Source organism: Aneurinibacillus sp. Ricciae_BoGa-3, from assembly GCF_028421645.1.
Classification (GTDB): domain Bacteria; phylum Bacillota; class Bacilli; order Aneurinibacillales; family Aneurinibacillaceae; genus Aneurinibacillus_B.
This window is the reverse complement of record NZ_CP116887.1, coordinates 3,266,964-3,286,846: the sequence shown is the minus strand read 5'-3', so window position 1 is coordinate 3,286,846 and position 19,883 is coordinate 3,266,964. Positions and strand designations below refer to the sequence as shown.

At 48.6% G+C, this 19,883-nt stretch carries 18 protein-coding genes and 2 pseudogenes; 16 read left to right on the top strand and 4 right to left on the bottom strand.

Going from position 1 to position 19,883, the window contains the following annotated elements; genetic code table 11:
- The first annotated feature begins 145 nt into the window (after positions 1–145).
- The 6 genes and pseudogenes from PP175_RS16635 (at position 146) to recG (ending at position 6,844) form a co-directional block, all read left to right on the top strand.
- Positions 146–508 carry an Asp23/Gls24 family envelope stress response protein gene (locus PP175_RS16635; RefSeq protein WP_272439434.1) on the top strand — a complete coding sequence of 121 codons (363 nt, stop codon included), beginning with the start codon at positions 146–148 and terminating at the stop codon, positions 506–508.
- 19 nt (positions 509–527) lie between these two features.
- Positions 528–2,236 (top strand): annotated as a pseudogene (locus PP175_RS30055) (DAK2 domain-containing protein).
- Between the two features lie 20 nt (positions 2,237–2,256).
- The gene (locus tag PP175_RS16625) at positions 2,257–3,114 is read left to right on the top strand and encodes a DegV family protein (protein WP_272439433.1); all 858 of its coding nucleotides are present in this window, start codon (positions 2,257–2,259) and stop codon (positions 3,112–3,114) included.
- A gap of 75 nt (positions 3,115–3,189) precedes the next feature.
- Positions 3,190–3,855: an L-serine ammonia-lyase, iron-sulfur-dependent subunit beta gene (sdaAB, locus tag PP175_RS16620; RefSeq protein WP_272439432.1), complete on the top strand. Its 666-nt coding sequence runs from the start codon at positions 3,190–3,192 to the stop codon at positions 3,853–3,855.
- Between the two features lie 41 nt (positions 3,856–3,896).
- Positions 3,897–4,790: an L-serine ammonia-lyase, iron-sulfur-dependent, subunit alpha gene (sdaAA, locus tag PP175_RS16615; RefSeq protein ID WP_272439431.1), complete on the top strand. Its 894-nt coding sequence runs from the start codon at positions 3,897–3,899 to the stop codon at positions 4,788–4,790.
- Positions 4,787–6,844: an ATP-dependent DNA helicase RecG gene (gene recG / locus PP175_RS16610; RefSeq protein WP_272439430.1), complete on the top strand. Its 2,058-nt coding sequence runs from the start codon at positions 4,787–4,789 to the stop codon at positions 6,842–6,844. Before sdaAA ends, recG begins: the two co-directional genes overlap by 4 nt.
- Here recG and PP175_RS16605 read toward each other — a convergent pair.
- Together PP175_RS16605 and PP175_RS16600 are read right to left on the bottom strand one after the other, a co-directional pair.
- Positions 6,841–7,344, bottom strand: a complete 504-nt coding sequence (locus tag PP175_RS16605) for an MgtC/SapB family protein (protein WP_272439429.1) — start codon at positions 7,342–7,344, stop codon at positions 6,841–6,843. The genes recG and PP175_RS16605 overlap by 4 nt on opposite strands.
- Before the next feature lie 101 nt (positions 7,345–7,445).
- Positions 7,446–9,173 carry a putative bifunctional diguanylate cyclase/phosphodiesterase gene (locus tag PP175_RS16600; RefSeq protein WP_272439428.1) on the bottom strand — a complete coding sequence of 576 codons (1,728 nt, stop codon included), beginning with the start codon at positions 9,171–9,173 and terminating at the stop codon, positions 7,446–7,448.
- Between the two features lie 457 nt (positions 9,174–9,630).
- On the opposite strand from PP175_RS16600, the gene rsmD reads away from it, so the two are divergent.
- Complete coding sequence (gene rsmD / locus PP175_RS16595) at positions 9,631–10,182, top strand: 16S rRNA (guanine(966)-N(2))-methyltransferase RsmD (protein WP_272443295.1); 552 nt, start codon at positions 9,631–9,633, stop codon at positions 10,180–10,182.
- 30 nt (positions 10,183–10,212) lie between these two features.
- Positions 10,213–10,701 (top strand): pantetheine-phosphate adenylyltransferase, encoded by a 489-nt coding sequence (gene coaD / locus PP175_RS16590; protein WP_272439427.1) that lies wholly within the window; start codon positions 10,213–10,215, stop codon positions 10,699–10,701.
- Between the two features lie 17 nt (positions 10,702–10,718).
- Here coaD and PP175_RS16585 read toward each other — a convergent pair whose 3' ends face one another.
- On the bottom strand, positions 10,719–11,942 hold the full coding sequence (locus tag PP175_RS16585; RefSeq protein ID WP_272439426.1) for a nucleoside recognition domain-containing protein: 1,224 nt from the start codon (positions 11,940–11,942) through the stop codon (positions 10,719–10,721).
- Between the two features lie 95 nt (positions 11,943–12,037).
- On the opposite strand from PP175_RS16585, the gene PP175_RS16580 reads away from it, so the two are divergent.
- Both PP175_RS16580 and PP175_RS16575 read left to right on the top strand, forming a co-directional pair.
- Positions 12,038–12,847 (top strand): patatin-like phospholipase family protein, encoded by an 810-nt coding sequence (locus tag PP175_RS16580; protein WP_272439425.1) that lies wholly within the window; start codon positions 12,038–12,040, stop codon positions 12,845–12,847.
- Positions 12,813–13,919, top strand: coding sequence for a SepM family pheromone-processing serine protease (locus tag PP175_RS16575; RefSeq protein ID WP_272439424.1), 1,107 nt, complete (start codon positions 12,813–12,815; stop codon positions 13,917–13,919). Before PP175_RS16580 ends, PP175_RS16575 begins: the two co-directional genes overlap by 35 nt.
- Here the strand turns inward: PP175_RS16575 and PP175_RS16570 are convergent.
- Positions 13,892–15,109 carry a nucleotidyltransferase gene (locus tag PP175_RS16570; RefSeq protein WP_272439423.1) on the bottom strand — a complete coding sequence of 406 codons (1,218 nt, stop codon included), beginning with the start codon at positions 15,107–15,109 and terminating at the stop codon, positions 13,892–13,894. The genes PP175_RS16575 and PP175_RS16570 overlap by 28 nt on opposite strands.
- Positions 15,110–15,314: 205 nt before the next feature.
- On the opposite strand from PP175_RS16570, the gene PP175_RS16565 reads away from it, so the two are divergent.
- The 6 genes and pseudogenes from PP175_RS16565 to fabD all read left to right on the top strand — a co-directional run bounded on the left by PP175_RS16565 (position 15,315) and on the right by fabD (position 19,874).
- Positions 15,315–15,836 carry a YceD family protein gene (locus PP175_RS16565; RefSeq protein ID WP_272439422.1) on the top strand — a complete coding sequence of 174 codons (522 nt, stop codon included), beginning with the start codon at positions 15,315–15,317 and terminating at the stop codon, positions 15,834–15,836.
- 105 nt (positions 15,837–15,941) lie between these two features.
- Positions 15,942–16,115, top strand: coding sequence for a 50S ribosomal protein L32 (gene rpmF / locus PP175_RS16560; protein ID WP_081413162.1), 174 nt, complete (start codon positions 15,942–15,944; stop codon positions 16,113–16,115).
- A 205-nt stretch (positions 16,116–16,320) separates the two neighbouring features.
- Entirely contained in the window at positions 16,321–16,884 is a 564-nt protein-coding gene (fapR, locus tag PP175_RS16555; RefSeq protein WP_272439421.1) for a transcription factor FapR, read from the top strand.
- Between the two features lie 28 nt (positions 16,885–16,912).
- Positions 16,913–17,919 (top strand): annotated as a pseudogene (plsX, locus tag PP175_RS16550) (phosphate acyltransferase PlsX).
- Positions 17,912–18,925: a beta-ketoacyl-ACP synthase III gene (locus PP175_RS16545; protein ID WP_272443294.1), complete on the top strand. Its 1,014-nt coding sequence runs from the start codon at positions 17,912–17,914 to the stop codon at positions 18,923–18,925. The pseudogene plsX and the gene PP175_RS16545 overlap by 8 nt, the downstream one beginning before the upstream one ends.
- Position 18,926: 1 nt before the next feature.
- A complete protein-coding gene (fabD, locus tag PP175_RS16540) occupies positions 18,927–19,874 on the top strand; it encodes an ACP S-malonyltransferase (protein WP_272439420.1) in 948 nt (315 codons plus the stop codon).
- Positions 19,875–19,883: the final 9 nt, after the last annotated feature.

The following is a 19,883-nucleotide window of genomic DNA, read 5'->3' as shown; positions in this document are numbered from 1 at the left end:
AGCATAATGGATACTAGAAATCAATACACCTGTCAAGATTTTATCCTTTACAATCTCATTTGTTTTCTTTAAAAACATACCTGACTTATAGTAAAATGGGTAGGAGTTCACGAAAACGGCAGGTTAACACGAGGAGGTTAAAGAAATGGCGGTAGAAGTAACGACTGAGCTGGGTAAAATCGAGATCGAAGAAGAGGTGATTGCCACGCTGGCCGGTGCGGTTGCAATGGAGTGCTATGGGCTTGTCGGCATGTCCTCTCGCAGCACGATGAAAGACGGCATTGCTGAAATTTTGCGGCGTGAAAATTTATCCCGCGGGGTGGAGGTACGCAAAGAAAACGGCCTTCTTCATATCAATCTCTATATCATTGTCCGGTATGGCACAAAAATATCCGAGGTAGCCAATATCGTGCAAGAGAGGGTTAAATACCAGTTGAACCAAAACCTGGGGCTAATCATTGATGAAGTCAATATATTTGTACAGGGTGTTCGTGGCGAGAACTCCTAATGTAAGGAGGAAATAGAACGTGTTTGAAACAACTTTAAGCGGACAAGTCCTGCGCCGAATGTTCAAGGCAGGGGCCAGCCGGCTGGAACAATATGCTTCCCGCGTAAATGAATTGAATGTATTCCCCGTACCGGATGGCGATACCGGTACGAATATGAATTTAACCTTTCGCTCCGGTATAGAGGAACTGGAGAAACATACAGATAACGACATCGACAAGGTTGCAGCCGGTCTCTCACGCGGACTATTGTTTGGAGCACGTGGCAACTCCGGTGTCATTCTATCGCAGCTGTTCCGCGGATTTGCGAAAGGAGTAACGGGTTTATCCACTGCCAGCCCGGTGCAGCTGGCGGAGGCGTTTTCCCAGGGTGTAGATATGGCCTACAAAGCCATAATGAAACCTGTAGAGGGAACCATTCTTTCTGTCGCGCGGGAAGCTGCGAAAGCGGCGAGAAAAGCAGCAAGAAGCGGGACAGTTACCGTGGTCATTGAATCTCTAGTGCAGGAGGCACAGCGGGCGCTGGACAATACGCCCAATCAGCTGCCCATTCTCAAAGAGGTAGGTGTTGTCGACTCAGGCGGACAGGGACTGGTCTACATCTATCAGGGCTTTCTGAATGCTTTGTCAGAGGGGGGGTTCATGAAGCACAAGCTGAACTGCAAAGCATGGACCCCGTAAAAGAAGAAAAATTTGAAGAACACGTTCAGATCGAACACCATTTTATCAACCCTACTGCCATAACGTACGGCTATTGCACCGAATTCATGGTCCACCTACAAGAAGAGCGGAATTTCTCGGAAGCCAGCTTCCGGGACAAATTAAGCCAGTATGGGGATTCCCTGCTGGTTGTTTCAGATGAAAACGTGGTAAAAGTCCATATCCACGCGGAAGAGCCAGGTAGGGTTTTAACCTATGCCCAGCAGTATGGTTCGCTGGATCGAATGAAGATTGAAAATATGCGGCTGCAGCATGAACAGGTGCTGAAAAACCAGGCAGAACAATCACACAAGCAACCCATTCGGGAAATCCAGAATAAGATAGACAGTGAACCGCGATCGGAGACTGCGCGTAAACCATTCGGACTGGTGGCAGCAGCTTCCGGTGAAGGCATTATGGGCATCTTTAAAAGCCTTGGGGTGGATATTGTAATAGAAGGCGGGCAGACGATGAATCCCAGCACGGAGCAATTCCTCGAGGCTATAGCAGACTGCAAAGCAGAGCATGTGATTGTGCTGCCTAATAATAAGAATATTTTGATGGCTGCCCAGCAGGCAGCTGAACTGGCAGAGGTGGACGTAGAAGTGGTTCCATCGAGGACCATTCCACAGGGGCTATCTGCAGTGCTGGCTTTTAGTTCAGAAGCCAGTCTTCCCGCTAACGGGAAAAAGATGACCCAAGCGCTTGGGCTTGTGAAAACGGGTCTAATAACGCATGCGGTACGCGATACAAAAATAAACGATGTGCAAATCCATGAAGGCGATTTTATGGGGCTGGTTGAAGGGGATATCGTTACAGCGGGACCGGACATGTACCTGGTAACGATGAATGCGCTTATACAAATGGTCGAAGAGGATCATGAACTCATAACGGTTTTATACGGGGAAGGGATCAACGAATTAGAGCTGGATGCTTTCGTTAAGAAGCTCCAAACTTCTTTTCCTTCTCAGGAGATTGAGGTACACAACGGTGGACAGCCGGTATACGCATTTATATTGGCTGCAGAATAAACACCTGCAAAAGGGGCAATATGATGACTATCAAAATTGTAACAGACAGCACCGCTGACCTGCCGAAGAGTTTACTAGAAGAGCTGGGCATCCAGATTGTGCCTCTTAAAATTCACTTCGGCGAGGAAAGCTATCTCGACAGCATAACGCTAACATCGGACCAATTTTATGAGAAACTGGCCTCATCTGATAGGCTTCCAACTACTTCCCAGCCGTCACCCATTGATTTTACAGACGTGTATGAACGGATTGCGCAGGAAGGCGGCACTCAGATATTATCGATTCATTTATCCGGTTCCTTGAGTGGTACGGTGCAGACGGCGTCCATTGCGGCAGGAATGGTAGAAGACAAAGTACGGGTTCACGTGTTGGACAGCAAAATAGCCGCCTATCCGCTTGGCATGGTTGTGATTGCGGCTGCCCGGGCTGCGAGAGAAGGAAAATCGCTGGCTGCCTGCATAGAGGCAGCAGAGAAGGCCATCTCTACCCAACGTGCTTTTTTTGTAGTGGATACGCTGACTTATCTACAGAAAGGCGGCCGCATCGGGAAAGCATCCGCACTTGTTGGTTCGCTGCTGAATGTGAAGCCCATCCTTACGATAGATGAAACAGGTACAGTAGCCCCCGTTGAAAAAATACGCGGCAAAAAAAAAGCGGTGGCGAGGATTTTAGAGATGGCAAAGGAATATGCGGGAGACAACCCTGTGGTGGCAGCCGCAATCTATTCGACCGGGGAAGAGGAAGCCAGGGTGCTGGCGGAAGAAGTAGGCAGTCAACTAAATGTGGTTGAGCCTGTGGCCATCGGCCAGCTTGGCCCTGTTATCGGCACATATGGCGGACCCGGACTTTTGGCTGTTTCCTTATATAAGATAGAATAGGATAATAAGAACAAACAAACATACATTCCTATCTGGATTCTTGTGATAGGAATGTTTTCCTGTTAGGAGGACACCATGAAATATCGTTCTGTGTTTGACATAATAGGTCCTGTCATGATTGGCCCGTCAAGTTCCCATACCGCAGGTGCGGCGCGTATTGGACGCGTGGCCCGCACGATTTTTGGAAAGCAGCCCGACGCCATAGACATTACTTTTTACGGTTCCTTTGCCCAGACGTATAGAGGCCACGGGACCGATATTGCCATTGTCGGCGGCATTCTGGACTTTGATACGTTCGATAAACGAATTGTAGACTCCATTTCCCTCGCGAAAGAGTTGGGGATAGCCGTTCTTTTTCATGTGAGTGATGAAGAGGTGGGCCATCCCAATACGGCCAGAATTAAGTTAACGGATAAAGATGGAGAGAATCTGGAGATTGCGGGCATATCCATTGGCGGAGGAAAAATAGAGATTATCGAAATAAACGGGTTTCCCCTTAAGCTATCCGGCAATGCACCTACTTTGCTTGTCCTCCATGAAGATCGCTATGGGTTGATCGCGGGTGTTTCTAATATATTAACGAAGTATGCAATCAATATCGGAGCGATGGAAGTGGCACGCCGGGACAAAGGTTCTGAAGCGCTGATGGTAATTGAGACGGATCAGGAAGTTCCCCGGTCCGCGCTGGATGAGGCAAAGAAAATCCCTTATGTCATCTCGGTTTCTGTTGTCATGCCATAAGCGAAAAATACGGGAATTTTATTTACGAGAGGGGCAGCATCATGAAGTTTAGAACAGTTGCTGAGCTGGTTGAATTGTCAATATCTGAAGGCAAACCGATATCAGAAGTTATGATTCTTGCCGAAATGGAGCTATCGGGCCGCCCGCGAGAATCCATTATGAACGATATGTACCGCAATCTTGACATTATGGAAGAGGCTGTTCACCGCGGCATTACAGAAGATATAAAATCCCGCAGCGGATTAAGCGGAGGCGATGCGAAGAAGCTCCAAGCCTATATTCAGAAAGGAAAAACGATTGCGGGAGCCGATATTTTAGACTCTGTTAGCAAAGCAATCGCCACCAACGAAGTAAATGCAGCCATGGGGACCATTGTGGCCACGCCTACGGCAGGTGCATGCGGCATTGTTCCCGGTACGCTGTTTTCCATATCCCATAAGCTAGGCGCCAGCCGAGAAGCCATGGTCCGCTATTTATTCACAGCCGGAGCGATAGGATTTGTCATCGCAAACAATGCCTTTATATCCGGGGCGGCCGGGGGCTGCCAAGCGGAGGTGGGTTCTGCAACCGCGATGGCTGCGGCGGCTATTGTCGAGATGGCTGGAGGAGGGGCTGAACAATCCGCAACCGCAACCGCTATCGCCCTTAAAAATCTCCTTGGGCTTGTTTGTGACCCGGTAGCTGGGCTTGTCGAGGTTCCCTGTGTTAAGCGAAACGCAATGGGTGCAGCGATAGCCACAGTCGCTGCAGATATGGCGCTTGCGGGTATTGAAAGCCGCATTCCGTGTGATGAAGTGATTGGCGCCATGTACCGGATTGGCAAAAGCATGCCCCATACCCTGCGGGAGACAGCACTAGGAGGTCTGGCGGCAACACCAACCGGCAGGGCATTAGAAGGAAAAATTTTCGGTGTGCCGCTGAATGTAAAACCGTGAACCATTTAAAAAAGCCGGTAACGGCAGTTAAAGGGATTGGGGCCGAAAGCGCTGCAGAGCTCCAGTCCTTTCATATTGAAACCGTGCAGGATCTTCTGGAATATTTTCCGTATCGCTATGAAGATTACCGGGTGCGCGACCTGTCCGAAGTGAAGGAAGGCGAGAAGATTACCATTGTGGGAACGATTTATGGTGAGCCTGCCGTTCGATTCTACGGGAAAAAGAAATCAAGAACTTCCGTGAAAGTAGTCGTTGACCGCGTGGTAGTTACCGCTATATGGTTTAACCGCCATTTCCTTAAAGATCAGCTTAAGTCCGGGCTTGAAATCATGATAAGCGGCAAGTTTGAGCGCTCACGCCTACAGATGACCGTTAGCGAACACCATTTTATGGACTCATTGCGCATGAAAGAACGGGAAGGCACCATAGAACCGGTGTATTCTACAACCGCGTCTGTGACCGTAAAACAAATGCGCAAGTGGATCGGCAGTGCGCTTGATAAATTCGGCGCAGATGTTCCAGAAATTCTACCGCCTGATTTACTCGATAAATATAAGCTGATGCCCAGAGCAGAGGCGATTCAGAATATCCATTTTCCAGCAAGCGTACGGGATGGCCAGCAGGGGAGAAGACGGCTTGCCTTTGAAGAGCTTTTATTGTTCCAGCTCAAGATGCAGGCGTATCATGCCGTGAACCGTAGAGAAGCGGATGGGGTACGCCAGGAGATTCCGCTTGAGAAGGTAGCTGAGTTTACACAAAGTCTTCCTTTCCCGTTAACGAATGCCCAGCGGAGGGTGGTTGGCGAGATTTTAAAGGATATGCAGGCACCTTACAGTATGAATCGTTTGCTGCAAGGCGATGTCGGATCAGGCAAAACGGTTGTCGCAGCCATTGCGCTGTATGCAACTGTATGTGGGGGCTATCAGGGGGCCTTAATGGTGCCGACTGAGATTCTGGCTGAACAGCATTTTGTCACACTAAAACAATTGCTTGCGCCGTTCGGGATGGAAGTTGCGCTTTTATCGGGAAGCGCAACCGCCCGCCAGCGACGCGACATCCTGGCCGAACTACAGTCCGGAATGCTTAACATCATAGTAGGAACCCACGCGCTTATTCAAGAAGATGTGTATTTTGCCAGGCTCGGACTCGTTATCACAGATGAACAGCACCGATTCGGTGTGGAACAGCGCCGTGTTCTTCGGGACAAAGGGCTTCACCCCGACGTCTTGTTCATGACCGCGACCCCCATTCCACGAACATTAGCGATTACAGCATTTGGTGATATGGATGTATCCACCATTGATGAACTCCCAGCTGGCCGCAAACCAATCGAAACGTATTGGGTGAAACATGACATGTTTGATCGCGTCCTTAGCTTTATTCGGAAAGAGCTGGGCAAGGGAAGGCAAGCTTATGTAATTTGTCCGTTGATAGAAGAATCGGATAAGCTGGATGTCCAGAACGCCATCGATGTCCATGCGCAACTCAGCCAGTTTTTTGCGGATGCTTATCAGGTTGGCCTTATGCATGGGCGGCTGCATCCAAAGGAAAAAGATGACGTGATGCAGCGCTTCAGCCAGGGAGAAGTGGATGTGCTGGTTTCGACAACCGTAGTTGAGGTCGGCGTTAATGTGCCAAATGCATCTGTTATGGTTATTTATGACGCGGAACGATTCGGCCTTGCCCAGCTCCACCAGCTGCGCGGTCGGGTTGGGCGCGGAGCCGATCAGTCCTTCTGTATTCTAATAGCTGATCCGAAGTCAGAAGTAGGAAAAGAGCGGATGCACATCATGACCGAAACGAACGACGGATTTGAAGTGGCCCGGCGTGACCTTGAACTACGCGGGCCGGGCGATTTCTTTGGCACGAAACAGAGCGGGATGCCTGAATTTAAGCTGGCTGATGTTGTACAGGATTATCGCATGCTTGAGGTGGCCCGGCAGGAGGCTGCGGAAATGGTAGGCGGAACAGCCTTGTGGGAAGAGCCGCAATTTGCTCCGCTCCGACGGATACTGAAGGAGGATGAATTTTTTACAGGGAAAATACGGGATTAATCTTTTTCTTTTTCCTGGTCACCGCCATACGATTTCGTATGGCTCTTTTCTACTTTCTCTCCCAGCCGTTTTACGATATACATCACGATCATCGTAAAGATTGCAATCCCATAAAAACCGGCACCAATGGCGATACCCATTCCCCCTGCGAAAAACACCATAGCAGAAGAGGTTAGGCCATGTATCGACCTTCCCTGCTGAATAATGAGGCCGGCACCCAGAAACCCGAGCCCGGAAACGACCTGTGCGGATAGCCGCATCGGATCCATATTGGTGTGGGGGTACACAGAATAGCGGGCTACTGCATAAATTGAGACAATGGTAAGCAATGTCGAAGCAACGCTTACAAACGTGTAGGTTTTGATGCCTGCGGGTTTTGCTTTGCTGGTTCTTTCAAGACCAATGCAGAAGCCGAAGCACGCACTGAGCAGAATTCGAATATACATCTCCCGGTTGTCGATGCCGGCTATTTCTTGAAATATCTTTACTAGAATTTCCATATCCATGACCTCGTAGCACTAAGATGCAGCATATATCAATCAATGCTTTCAATCTATTATATTCTAGTTTGCTGCGCAGGTGAGAAAAAATAAATCCCAGGCTATTGAGCCGGGGATTTAAACGAATGCATCCTTTCTTCTATCTGTTCAGCTGGAAGCGGAGGTGTGAATAAATACCCCTGTGCTTCCTTACAGTATTGAGATTTCAGGAACGACAATTGTTCCTCTGTTTCTACGCCTTCTGCTATCACGTTTAGCTTGAGATTATGTGCCATCGTTATGATGGTGGTCACGATCGCGGAGTCCTTGGTGCCCTGGTGGATGTCCCGTACGAAAGACTGGTCTATCTTTAAGCGGTTTATTGGGAATTTCTTCAGGTAATTAAGCGAGCTGTATCCGGTTCCGAAATCATCCATGCTTATCTGGACACCCAGACGGCGCAGCCGATACAGCGTTTCTATCGCTGGTTCAACATTCATCATCATGCTCTCGGTAATTTCAAGTTCCAGATGTTGTGGGTCTAATTTGGTTTCTTTCAGAATACGATCGACTGTCTCTACCAGGTTTCCTTTGCGGAACTGGCGGGAGGAGAGGTTGACAGCCATTCTCATAGGAGGATAACCGGCATCCTGCCATTGCTTGTTCTGCCGGCAAGCGGTGAGCAGGACCCATTCACCGATTTCTTCAATCAGCCCTGTTTCCTCGGCAAGCGGGATAAAGGCAGCTGGAGAGATAAACCCACGCTCCGGGTGCTTCCAGCGAATAAGGGCCTCTGTTCCAACGATCACTCTGGTGTGAATATCAATCTGAGGCTGATAGAATAGAACAAATTCACCCCGCTGAAGCCCTTTACGTAAACTGTTTTCCAGCAAAAGCTTATCAAACGCGGAGTTGTTCATATCGGATGTATAAAACACATAAGGCGACTGCTGTTCTTTTGCATGGAAGAGCGCGGTATCTGCTTTCTTAAGAAGAAGCTCAGTTTCATCAGTATCGTCGGCCAAGACAATCCCAATTAGAGGCGTAATATGCAAATCATATTCATCGATAACAAACGGTTTTTTAAATGTATGTATGATTTCAAGCGCTTTCTGCTCCACTTCTATCTTCTGTGCATCAGGGAGCAGCAGGGCAAATTTATCGCCATCAAGTCGGGCTGCTATTTGATCCTTCGCGGCAAATTGACGGAATCGTTTCGCGACAGCCTGCAGAAGCCTGTCACCAAATATATGGCCAAGCGAATCATTTAACATGCTAAACCGATCCAAATCCATAAACATCACGGAAGGCTGTTTATGCTCAAGAAAAGCCTGTGAAAGCTGATCGGTGAACGCCCGGCGGTTAGGAAGTCCGGTAAGCGAATCATGATAAGCAATAAAATTTATTTTTTCTTCAATTTTTTTGCGTTCGGTTATTTCGTTGCGGATGGAAATGTATTGATAAGGATGTCTGCTTTCGTCCAAAAAAGGCACAATCGTGGTCTGTACCCAGTAAATGGACCCGTCTTTAGCCCGGTTTTTAATCTCGCCCTTCCAGATCTCCCCCTGGCTGATGGTCTGCCACATCTCTTGGAAAAATTCGGGCTCATGATAACCCGATTTTATAATCCGGTGGCTTTGGCCTATTAACTCTTCATAGGAAAAACCTGAAATCTCACAAAACTTCTTATTGACATACTGAATCACACCAGCCTGATCCGTAATAGCCACAATGGAGGATTCATCCAGAGCATGTGTAATATCTAGCAATTTATTCATTACCGATTTTAAAGCCATATTTCTTTGTCTAAAAACACAGCTTTTGACTCTTTTTGTTCTGTTGTTGTCCATGATGACCCCCACGCCCTTACTGGAACGGATATCCTCAGTATGAAAATATGACCACAGTCAAGTTAAGTATAATCCAGAAGTCATTAAATTTCTATACCATAAAAAAAACCGCCCGTCTATTAAGAAACGGGCGGGCAAACGAGAGTTTTACCTGCCGTTTGCATAATGGGAGAGGAGAAACCGGAGGAAGAGCTTATGGGGAAACGTAAGTCTTCTCCGCGGTTGTCACAGCACACTCACGTGCTGATAGTTGTATTGTGGTCACTTTTAGGAAAGAATATACACTGAAAGGAAAACTTAGCAGAGCAACACACTTGCGATGGGATTAGGGAGAGTCCTCTCTAGTAGAAAAACCGCATCCGGGCCAGTTTGGACTGTCATATTTTATTTCCTAAAAGGTTCGGTTTGTGTTACGATGATGGAGGTAAAAAGACCCCTGAAAGCGAGGGTTATCGTGATGCGAGTCGTATCAGGTTCAAAGAAAGGACATCCGCTGCAAGCGGTTCCAGGTAAAAGTACAAGGCCAACAGTGGATAAAGTTAAGGAGTCCATTTTTAATATGATCGGCCCTTATTTCAACGGGGGCACTGCGCTTGATCTGTATGCAGGCACCGGCGGGCTTGGGATCGAAGCGCTAAGTAGAGGGATGGAGCGCTGCATTTTTATTGATGCCAACCGCAAAGCCGTTTCGGTTGTAAGGGAAAACCTGTCTACTACTGGGCTGAAAGATCAGGCCGAGGTATTCTGCAACGATGCCAATCGTGCTCTTAAGGCTTTAATTAAGCGGGAGCTCAGTTTTGATGTGGTTTTTCTAGATCCGCCATATGCGGAACAACAAATCGAAAGCCAAATTGCCATTATGGATGTACATAGTTTGTTGCATGAGGGCTCACTTGTTGTAGCTGAACACAGTTCTGGGGATGTACTCCCCGATGCAATTGGCAGCGTATTAAAAATTAAAGAAACGGAATATGGGCAGACCACTATTACTGTATTTCGCAAAGATTGAGGATGCCGCATAGAAGTGGGGGAGAAGAATATGAGCATAGCCGTAATTCCAGGAAGTTTTGACCCGGTTACTTACGGCCACCTGGACATTATTAAGCGAGGGGCAAAAGTTTTTGATAAGGTCATCGTATCGGTATTGATTAACCGGAACAAATCACCCATTTTCACTGTCGAAGAGAGAATGGAACTCCTGCGGGAAGTGACACAAAAGATGCCCAACGTGGAAGTCGACAGTTTTCATGGGCTTCTTGTTGATTATATGCATACAAAAGGTGCCCGGGCAATCATTAAAGGACTTCGTGCGGTTTCTGATTTCGAATATGAAATGCAGATGGCTTCCATTAACCGGCTGCTTGATCAGAAGATTGAGACCTTTTTTATGATGACCAACAATCAATTCTCATTCCTAAGTTCTAGCATCGTTAAAGAAGTGGCGAAATATAACGCGGATGTGAGCAGTCTCGTCCCGCCAATTGTCGAAAAAGCATTAAAGCAGAAATTTCAAGAACCCCGCGAATAGGGGTTCTTTTCTGTTCGTTATTTTTTTGCATATACTTTACTTACACCGAGTAAAAGAATGTAAAGGGAAACAAAGGCGGCGCACAGGAGGAAGGAATAGCGGGTGAAGGTGAATGCCGTGCCCTCCTGAATGGATGGCGGGGTAAACATGGCTGAGAAGGCTGCAAGCGCCTTGGTGGAAACCGTTTTGGCAATAAAAGGCCCGACCGCAAGTGTTAGCAAAAAAGAAATGCAGGCATGGCAAACCCGCGCAACAAAAAAAGGAAAATACCGAATGCCTGTTTGGGCGAGGATGCTGGCAACCTGGGCGTGAATAGAGATGCCGCCCCAGCCGAGTACAGCAGCGGTTAACGCAATAATGAATGCCACGGAACCGGTACCCATTGCTTCGCTTGCTTCTTTTGCTCCAAGGGTCACTTCGAACAGGCCGAACGAAATGCTTCCTGTGGATTTCTCAGGCAAACCTGCCGCAGTCATAAAGCTTGCCAGCGCATGGTTGAAACTGCTCATGATGTGAAGCTGCGTCAGCAGGGCTAACACAACCGAAAAAAACATAATAAATCCGCCGATCATAAGCTGCATTTGAATCGAGGTCGCTACCGCATCTCCCATCAGCTTTCCGAGTGGCCGGCCGTCTGATAGCCTGGCCCTGTGCATGGCAGAAAAAGCCCGTTGCAACACTGGCTGATTGGATGGGTTGAGGGAGGGTGTCTTTGGCGAATGGGGTTTATGGCGGGACATAACAATGCCGACGAGCAGGGCTGACGCATAATGAACAACCATAAGAATGAGTCCGATGCGCACGCTTTGGAAAAAACCTACAGCAACGGCCCCCGTTATAAATACCGGATCGGCTGTTGTAGTAAAAGATACGAGCCTTTCTCCCTCCTCGTTGGAAATCAAGTTTTGTTCGCGCAGCCTTGAGGTTAATTTGGCGCTCATCGGATAACCGGATGCAAATCCCATGGTCAGCACAAAAGAGCCTGCACCAGGCAGGTTAAAGATGGGGCGCATCAGCGGTTCAAGCAGAACACCCATAAAATGTGCGAGACCCAGGCCAAGCAGAATTTCCGATGCAATGAAAAAGGGAAGCAGTGCGGGGAATACCACGTCCCACCATATAGCAAGCCCCCGCAAGGAAGCCTTAAAGGCTGCATCCGGGTATATAAGCAGGCTCAGTGCGATCAAAAAAGAGCCGCCTGCAAGCAGCAAACTCAAAATATGTTGGCGGGTTAGGCGCATGTTCATTCCTCCAATCGTACAAACCTTATTACACTGTACGTCCTTTTTAGCGAAATAGACCACCCCTCTGGGGATTTATAAACGAGGTGATTAAGATGCCTTCCATTGGGTTAGCGCTTGGTGCAGGAGGGGCGCGTGGTTTTGCTCATATCGGGGTATTGGAAGTGCTGGAGCAGCACGGAATCCTTCCGTCTTATCTTGCCGGAAGCAGCATGGGCAGCCTGATCGCTTCCCTGTATGCAAGCGAATTTACCCCGCTTATGATGGAGAAGCTCGCAATCAATTTAAAGCGGAAACACTGGCTCGACATCAGTATGCCGGGTCTCGGGTTTGTCTCGGGCGAGAAACTTCGGCAGGTGGTGCAGCTTCTAACCAAAAACCGAAACATTGAAGAACTGTCCCGCCCGCTTGCCATCGTTGCAACCGATTTGCAAACAGGCGATAGGGTGGTGTTTAAAGAAGGAAAGATCCACCATGCCGTGCGAGCGAGCGTATCCATACCCGGGATTTTTGTACCGTATAAACTTGACGATAAATGGCTGGTCGATGGAGGCGTTGTCGATCGGGTGCCGATCGATGTAGTGCGTGATATGGGGGCGGATTTGACGATAGCGGTAGATGTAGCGGCTTCCCCGGTGAGCACGCCTGTGCGCTCGTTCTTTGATGTCATCTACCAAACAGTGGACATTATGGAGCGGGAAATTTTCCGGCATCGTTCTGTCCATGCCGATATTATGATTAGACCGGACGTAGGCAACTACAGTTCTACATCGTTCACTCATAACGAACAGATAATTGAAGAAGGGCGAATAGCTGCCCAATTGATGGTACCCCATATTCAGCAGAAAATTGAAGAGTGGAGGATAAACAATGAATCACAGCGGAAGACGGACCCGGTGGTTTAACCGCTGGTCTGCCTCGGTTCTTGTCATAATAGCTGCCCTTGCCGTAATGTGGGTGGCACTTACACCAACCCCTTATTACGCGATTCGCCCGGGTTCGGCGATTGAACTTCAGCCTATCGTCAACGTGCAGGGTGGAACAAAGAAAGAAAAAGGGACGTTAATGCTGACGACGGTCCAAATGGGGCCGACAAACGTTCTGGGGTACATACTTGCCAAATATGACCCGTATGCGGATTTAATGAAAGCCGATGAGATACACAGCCCGAGCCAAAGCGATGCGCAGTACGAGAAGCAAGAGCTGGAAGTAATGAGAACGTCCCAGCAGAAAGCGGAGATGGTTGCCTTCCGTAAAACCGGAACGCCTTTTACTGTTAAAAATGAAGGGGCGATTGTCATGGATTTCGTTCCCGGCAAGCCGGCAGAGAAGTATCTGCAGGTGGGGGACACAATCGTGGCCGTAGACGGGGAAAAAGTAACGACAGGGACTGACCTGCTAAACGTGCTTAAAGGAAGGAAAGTCGGAGAGAAAATCGCAATAAAGCTGCTGCGGGACGGACAGCCGAAACAGGTCAGCATTGCGCTTGCGCAGCTTCAAACCGTAAAGGGCCAGCCGGCTCGTGCTGGCCTTGGAATTTTTAATCCAGAAACAAAAAGGCAGCTAATGCTCTCCCGCAACGTTACGATAATTTCAGACCAAATTGGGGGCCCTTCCGCCGGTATGATGTTTACCCTGGAGATTATTAACCAGTTGTCGAAGCAAGATCTCACGAAGGGTTATCGGATAGCGGGAACCGGGGAGATTTTCGAAGACGGCTCTGTCGGACGAATCGGCGGAATCGCCCACAAGGTGCAAGCATCTGATAAAGTAAAGGCTGACATCTTTTTTGCACCCAACGATATTGTTCCGGCAGGCGTTAAAAGCAATTACGAGGAAGCGAAAGAAGCAGCGGACAAGCTGCATACGAAAATGAAGATTGTGCCAGTCCGCACGGTTGACGATGCGCTGGCATATTTGCGCAGCCTTCCGCCAAAAAAAATAAATGCTTATAACTGCACAGGGGCTTGCCAGTAATCCCTCAGTTTTTCCCTTTCGCGCAGCTGTTCAGGCAGGCCCATAGCGTACATCATACCTGCCCGGATATCCAGGTCCAGCATCGGGTGTTTCACCTGACCAATTCGGGTAATAACCGGTAACGAGGATTTATCTTTCATTTTGCGCAGCAGGGATCGCCCTTTATCGGTAAAACCAAGAACGCGTATGTATGCGGGTTCGCTTCCTGCCCGGGCCGTTTTTTCCCGGGTAAGCCGGAACAAGGTATACAGAAGAACGCGTTGCAGCCTGTTCCATGTATAGCGCTTGGTCTTGAGCTGATCCATCAGGCTGTCAAAGCTTCCGGCGTGTGGCATGGTTTTCATGATCCTGTTTTCAAGCCCTTCCGTTATTTCCAGAATAAATTGCAGCTCGTCTGGCTGATTGGCAATCATCATCGATTGAAGATAGGGAAAAAATAAATCCCAGGACATCGGAAAATGGCCTGCCACAGCAAACCGGTTAAGAATATCATACGTTGCACCCGGCACGTATGGCTTAATCGCCGATAAATCCTTTTCAAAAATGAGCTTGCGCAAAGCCGTAGCGCTGGCAATTCTGTTATCTGTAATATGGGACTGGTGGTAGCCAGCCTTTGTTCTTTGGATGGTGGCCGGCACAATGGGGCTCTTTAGCCGCTCCAGCGCCACACAATAACCTAGCCCGAGAATGTTGTTAGGTTCGCTTACATTCACACCTGGGCTTAAACCCTGCGATGCGGCAAAATCGTTAACGGCAAGCCCGTATGCTGTGGGGTAGCTTACACCCGAATCTAACGCTTGCCTGATTTTATCTTTAAACGATTCCGGCTCCACTGTGAGGTGGCGGGCGAGCTTAACCATCCAGTCAATCTTGCCGCTTTCAGAACCAAAGCACAGCGTATCCACTACCCCGGTGGCGTGCAGGGTAGCGACAGCTCCGTAGGAAAAGATTTCTGCGTTTCTGACTGCAAACACAAACGGAAGCTCAAGCACAAGATCTACGCCTGCCCGAAGCGCCATTTCGGTTCTGGCCCACTTGTTCACAATAGCGGGCTCACCCCGCTGCAGAAAGTGGCCGCTCATAACGGCCACGGCCGCTTCGGCACCTGTCTGCCGCTTTGACTCCTGTAAATGGTAGGCATGTCCATTATGCAGGGGATTGTATTCCACGACGACTCCGACTGTTTTCATAAACGCCTCCTGTAGATATGGAAAAACGCGTTAATTATTTTAGCAGATAAGAAAGTTATACTTGTGTTTCTGCATTCGTGCAACTAAGGAAGCCGCCAATGACCATGCCTGCTGCCTCACGTGTTATTTACCATTTTAAGATTGACAAAGCAATGTTAATCCAGATATAATATAATTTGTTGCTTGAAAAAAGAGGTGACTCTCGGTGAAATTACGTAAAAATGATTTTCTTCAGCTGCATGGCCAGAAGATGGAACTGGATGAGAGCGGCATTGATCTCGACCTGAAGGGAAAGCACCCCCAGATAGTTGCTGCACAACCAGCGCGCTTTGCGGGTGAAGCTTATGCAACGTCCGGCCTTTACATGGTGGAAGGCGAGGTAGAGGGCACGCTTACGATGGAATGCGCGCGCTGCCTTACACATTTCCCCTATGCCTATCGTGTTCCTGTGAAGGAAACGTTTGTGGATGAGAAGGAAGCCGAGATTGAGTTAGACGAAGAATTGGAAATTCAAGCCTTCGATGGAGATGACATGGAGCTCAATCCTTATTTAGAAGCAGACATTTTACTTTCGCTGCCGCATACGCTTGTATGCCGGGATGATTGTAAGGGCATTTGTCCTGAATGCGGAGTAAATAAAAATGAACAGAACTGCGGCTGTGTGGTGGAACGCATTGATCCCCGACTGGCGGTTCTTAGTGAACTTTTCGGCAAACAGAATAAATAAACGCTTTTCTTTTGACTGAAAATCAGGTAATATTGTTTTGTTTTGATGGATACCTTGTCCTATCAAATAGATTTGTTTATGTACTCTGATAAGGGGGTGGGACTCATGGCAGTACCTCAAAGAAGAACGTCTAAAACTCGCAAAAACAAGCGTCGTACTCACTTCAAATTAGAAGTGCCCGGTATGGTAAAATGCCCACAGTGTGGCGAGCTTAAGCTAGCGCATCGTGTATGCAAAAGCTGCGGAACATACAAAGGTAACCAGATCGTTAACCAATAGTTACGAGCAAGGCAGGATGAAGAAACACTCATCCTGTCTTTTTTTGTTACCTTTTCTGGCGGGCAGGAATTGCAAGACGGTACAGCGAATGTTTTTTTTCTGCTGGAAAAGCAGGAAAAATAGCGTATTGTTTTTTAGAGTCCTTTTATATATACTAACTCTTAAGACCAGGTCATAAAATACAGGATAATGGCGGTGATGCAGCATGTCTCGCCTCAGTAAAAAGGTCCGTCAGCAGGTATTAAAAGAATGGCTGGCTAAGAGTCCCTTTCATACAGATGAGGAAATCGCTGCTCGGTTTAACGTAAGCATTCAAACCGTACGCCTTGATAGGCTGGAGTTAGGCATTCCAGAGCTTCGCGAAAGAATCAAAAATGTTGCTGAAAACAATCTTGATAAGGTGAAGTCGCTTCCACTGGAAGAAGTGGTTGGCGAGGTTGTCGACCTGCAGCTTGACAGGTCTGCCATATCTATTTTGGAAATAACGACTCACCATATATTTTCACGCACACAAATTGCCAGGGGTCATCATATTTTCGCCCAGGCAAATTCGCTGGCTGTGGCCGTAATTGATGCAGACGTCGTTCTGACAGCAGCTGCGCGCCTGCGTTACATCCGGCCTGTCCGGCTTGGGGAAAGACTGGTCGCCAAGGCTGTTGTACGGTCAACTGACGGTGAACAGAGCAAGGTAAGAGTGGAAACCCGAAGTCAGGATGAGCTCGTTTTTAGCGGCACGTTCCGTGTTTACCGGGCAAAGGAAGTAGGATAGCGCCAGCCAACCGGAAAGAGGAGGAACCATGATTATTGCGATTGATGCGATGGGGGGAGAGATTTTGCTCCCCACGCAACGGTTGAAGGGGCAATAGAGGCAGCGAAAGATTTTCCAGAGCTCCGTATCGTACTTGTAGGAGACGAGAGCCAACTAACGCCTTTATTGCATGAAGCACCAAAGAACATAGACGTACGACATGCCAGTGAAGTTATAGCGACGGATGAAGAGCCAGTTAAAGCTATGCGCCGTAAAAAAGATTCGTCGCTAGTAGTTGCCGTAACAATGGTAAAAAACAAAGAAGCCGATGCCGTCATCTCCGCCGGAAACACCGGAGCGTTTATGACATCCGCGCTGCTTATTACCGGCAGAATTAAAGGGATTGAGCGGCCTGCACTAAGTCCCATTGTTCCTACGATTAACGGGAGCGGGGTTATGGTTCTGGATGCCGGTGCAAATATGGATGTAGGGCCTAAAAATCTTCTTCAATACGGCATAATGGGCAGCATCTATGCTAATAAGGTATTGAATGTCCAGAGTCCACGCATTGGCCTTTTAAATGTCGGAACAGAAGCGGGCAAAGGCAATGACCTTACCAAAGAGGCCTTTCCGCTGCTTCAGCAGAGCAGCTTAAACTTCGTTGGTAATGTCGAGGCCCGGGAAGTTACCCAACATGTCTGTGATGTTGTGGTATGTGACGGATTTGCCGGAAATATTCTGCTTAAGACGATGGAAGGAATGGCACAGGCGATTTTTAATGTGATGAAAGAAGAGTTCACCCGCAACATACCAAGCAAAGCAGGAGCTATGATGTTAAAACCGGCACTGAAACGCATCAAGCTGCAAATGGATTACGCTGAATATGGCGGAGCCCTGCTAATGGGTGTACAGGGAACGTGCATCAAAGCGCACGGATCGTCTAATGCGCGCGCGATTCGCAACGCGGTGCTTCAAGCAAAGAAATTCGTTGAAAAAGATGTTAATGCATTAATTGCGCAGGAAATTCAAGGAGAAAGCGGTGAACAACATGCTTAAGGAGCATTCTGTTGGTATATTGGCGACTGGTCGGTATTTGCCTGAGAGAGTTCTTACGAATGCTGATCTGGAGAAGATGGTTGACACGTCTGATGAGTGGATTGTGACGCGAACCGGAATTAAAGAGCGGAGGATTGCCCGCGATGATCAGCCTTCCTCAGAAATGGCGGTTGCTGCGGCTCGCAATGCATTGGAGAAGGCGGGTTTAACGGGAGAAGATTTAGATTTAATTATTATTGCGACGGTTACACCGGATATGTTCTTCCCATCCACTGCCTGCATTGTACAGGAACAACTTGGTGCGAAGAAGGCGGCTGCTTTTGACTTGTCTGCAGCCTGTTCAGGGTTCCTGTATGGCGCTTCTGTAGCCACTCAGTTTATCAAGAGCGGCGTATACCGATATGCGCTTGTGGTCGGCGTGGAAAACCTGTCTAAAATAACCAACTATGAAGATCGCAGTACGTGCGTATTGTTCGGCGACGGCGCAGGGGCAGCCATTCTCGGTCCGGTTGAAGATGGAAAGGGATTTCTCTCCTTTGACCTTGGAGCTGATGGTACCGGAGCGGAATCGCTTAAACTTGGTGCCGGCGGATCTCGTATTCCTCCATCAAAAATTCAGCCGGGCAGTCCGGATAATTATCTGTACATGAGCGGAAATGAAGTGTTTAAATTTGCAGTGCGCGTGATGAACACCGCTACCGACACCGTTCTGGACAGAGCAGGCCTGACAAAGGATGATATTGATTTTCTTGTTCCGCACCAGGCTAACTTCCGCATTATTGATTCGGCTATGCGCCGTCTTGGCTTATCGGAAGATAAAGTCGTCGTAAACCTGGACCGGTACGGCAATATGTCATCCGCCTCGATCCCTGTGGCACTCGATGAAGCGGTAAGCGAAGGGCGGATTAAAGAAGGCGATACCCTTGTTCTTGTAGGTTTTGGCGGAGGCCTTACCTGGGCTGCTTCAGCCATGAAGTGGTCATCAGTCGAGAAGGGGCAGGAATAATATGGGTTCTATTGCGTTTGTATTTCCAGGCCAGGGAGCACAGTTTGTGGGAATGGGCCGCGAGCTGTATGAATCAGAAGCAGCGGCCAAAGCTGTTTTTGATGAAGCGGATGAGGCGCTCGGATTTTCGCTTTCCACACTTTGCTTCGAAGGGCCGGAGGAAGATCTGCGTCTTACCGCCAATACACAGCCGGCAATATTAACAGCAAGTACGGCTGTTTGGCGGGTGCTTATGGATAAAATAGGTGTAAAACCGGCTTATACAGCCGGCCATAGCCTAGGCGAGTATTCTGCTCTCGTTGCAGCAGGTGCCCTGAACTTTAAGGATGCTGTACAAATTGTACGGGCAAGGGGCCAGTATATGGAGGACGCCGTTCCAGCAGGCCAGGGTGCCATGAGCGCGATCCTGGGAATGGAGCGAGGACCGCTCGCAGAAATTTGTGGCGAGGTGGCCGATTCCGGTTATCCGGTTCAGCTTGCTAATCTGAACTGCCCGGGCCAAATTGTCATTTCAGGCAGTGCTAAGGGCGTCGAGGAAGCAGGCGCCCGCGCCAAAGAAGCGGGCGCCAAACGAGCGATTCCGCTTAATGTGAGCGGCCCGTTCCACTCTTCTTTGATGAAGCCTGCTGCCGATAAACTGCAGGATACGTTAGCTAGTTATACGATTAACGATGCACAAACGGAAGTAATCGCCAATGTTTCGGCCCGTCCGGTTAAAGTGCAAGATGACATACGCAGCGCACTGATTGAACAGGTGGCTTCACCGGTGCTTTGGGAAGACTCGGTGCGTTTTATGCTCAAAGCCGGCGTTGAAGTGTTTGTTGAACTAGGGCCTGGCAGCGTGCTGTCAGGGCTTGTGAAGAAAGTGGACCGAAAAGCGAAAACGATTGCGATCTCTGACAGCGCTACGCTTGAAACAGCGCTCGAAGAACTAAAGGCATTCGTCTAACCACGTGGA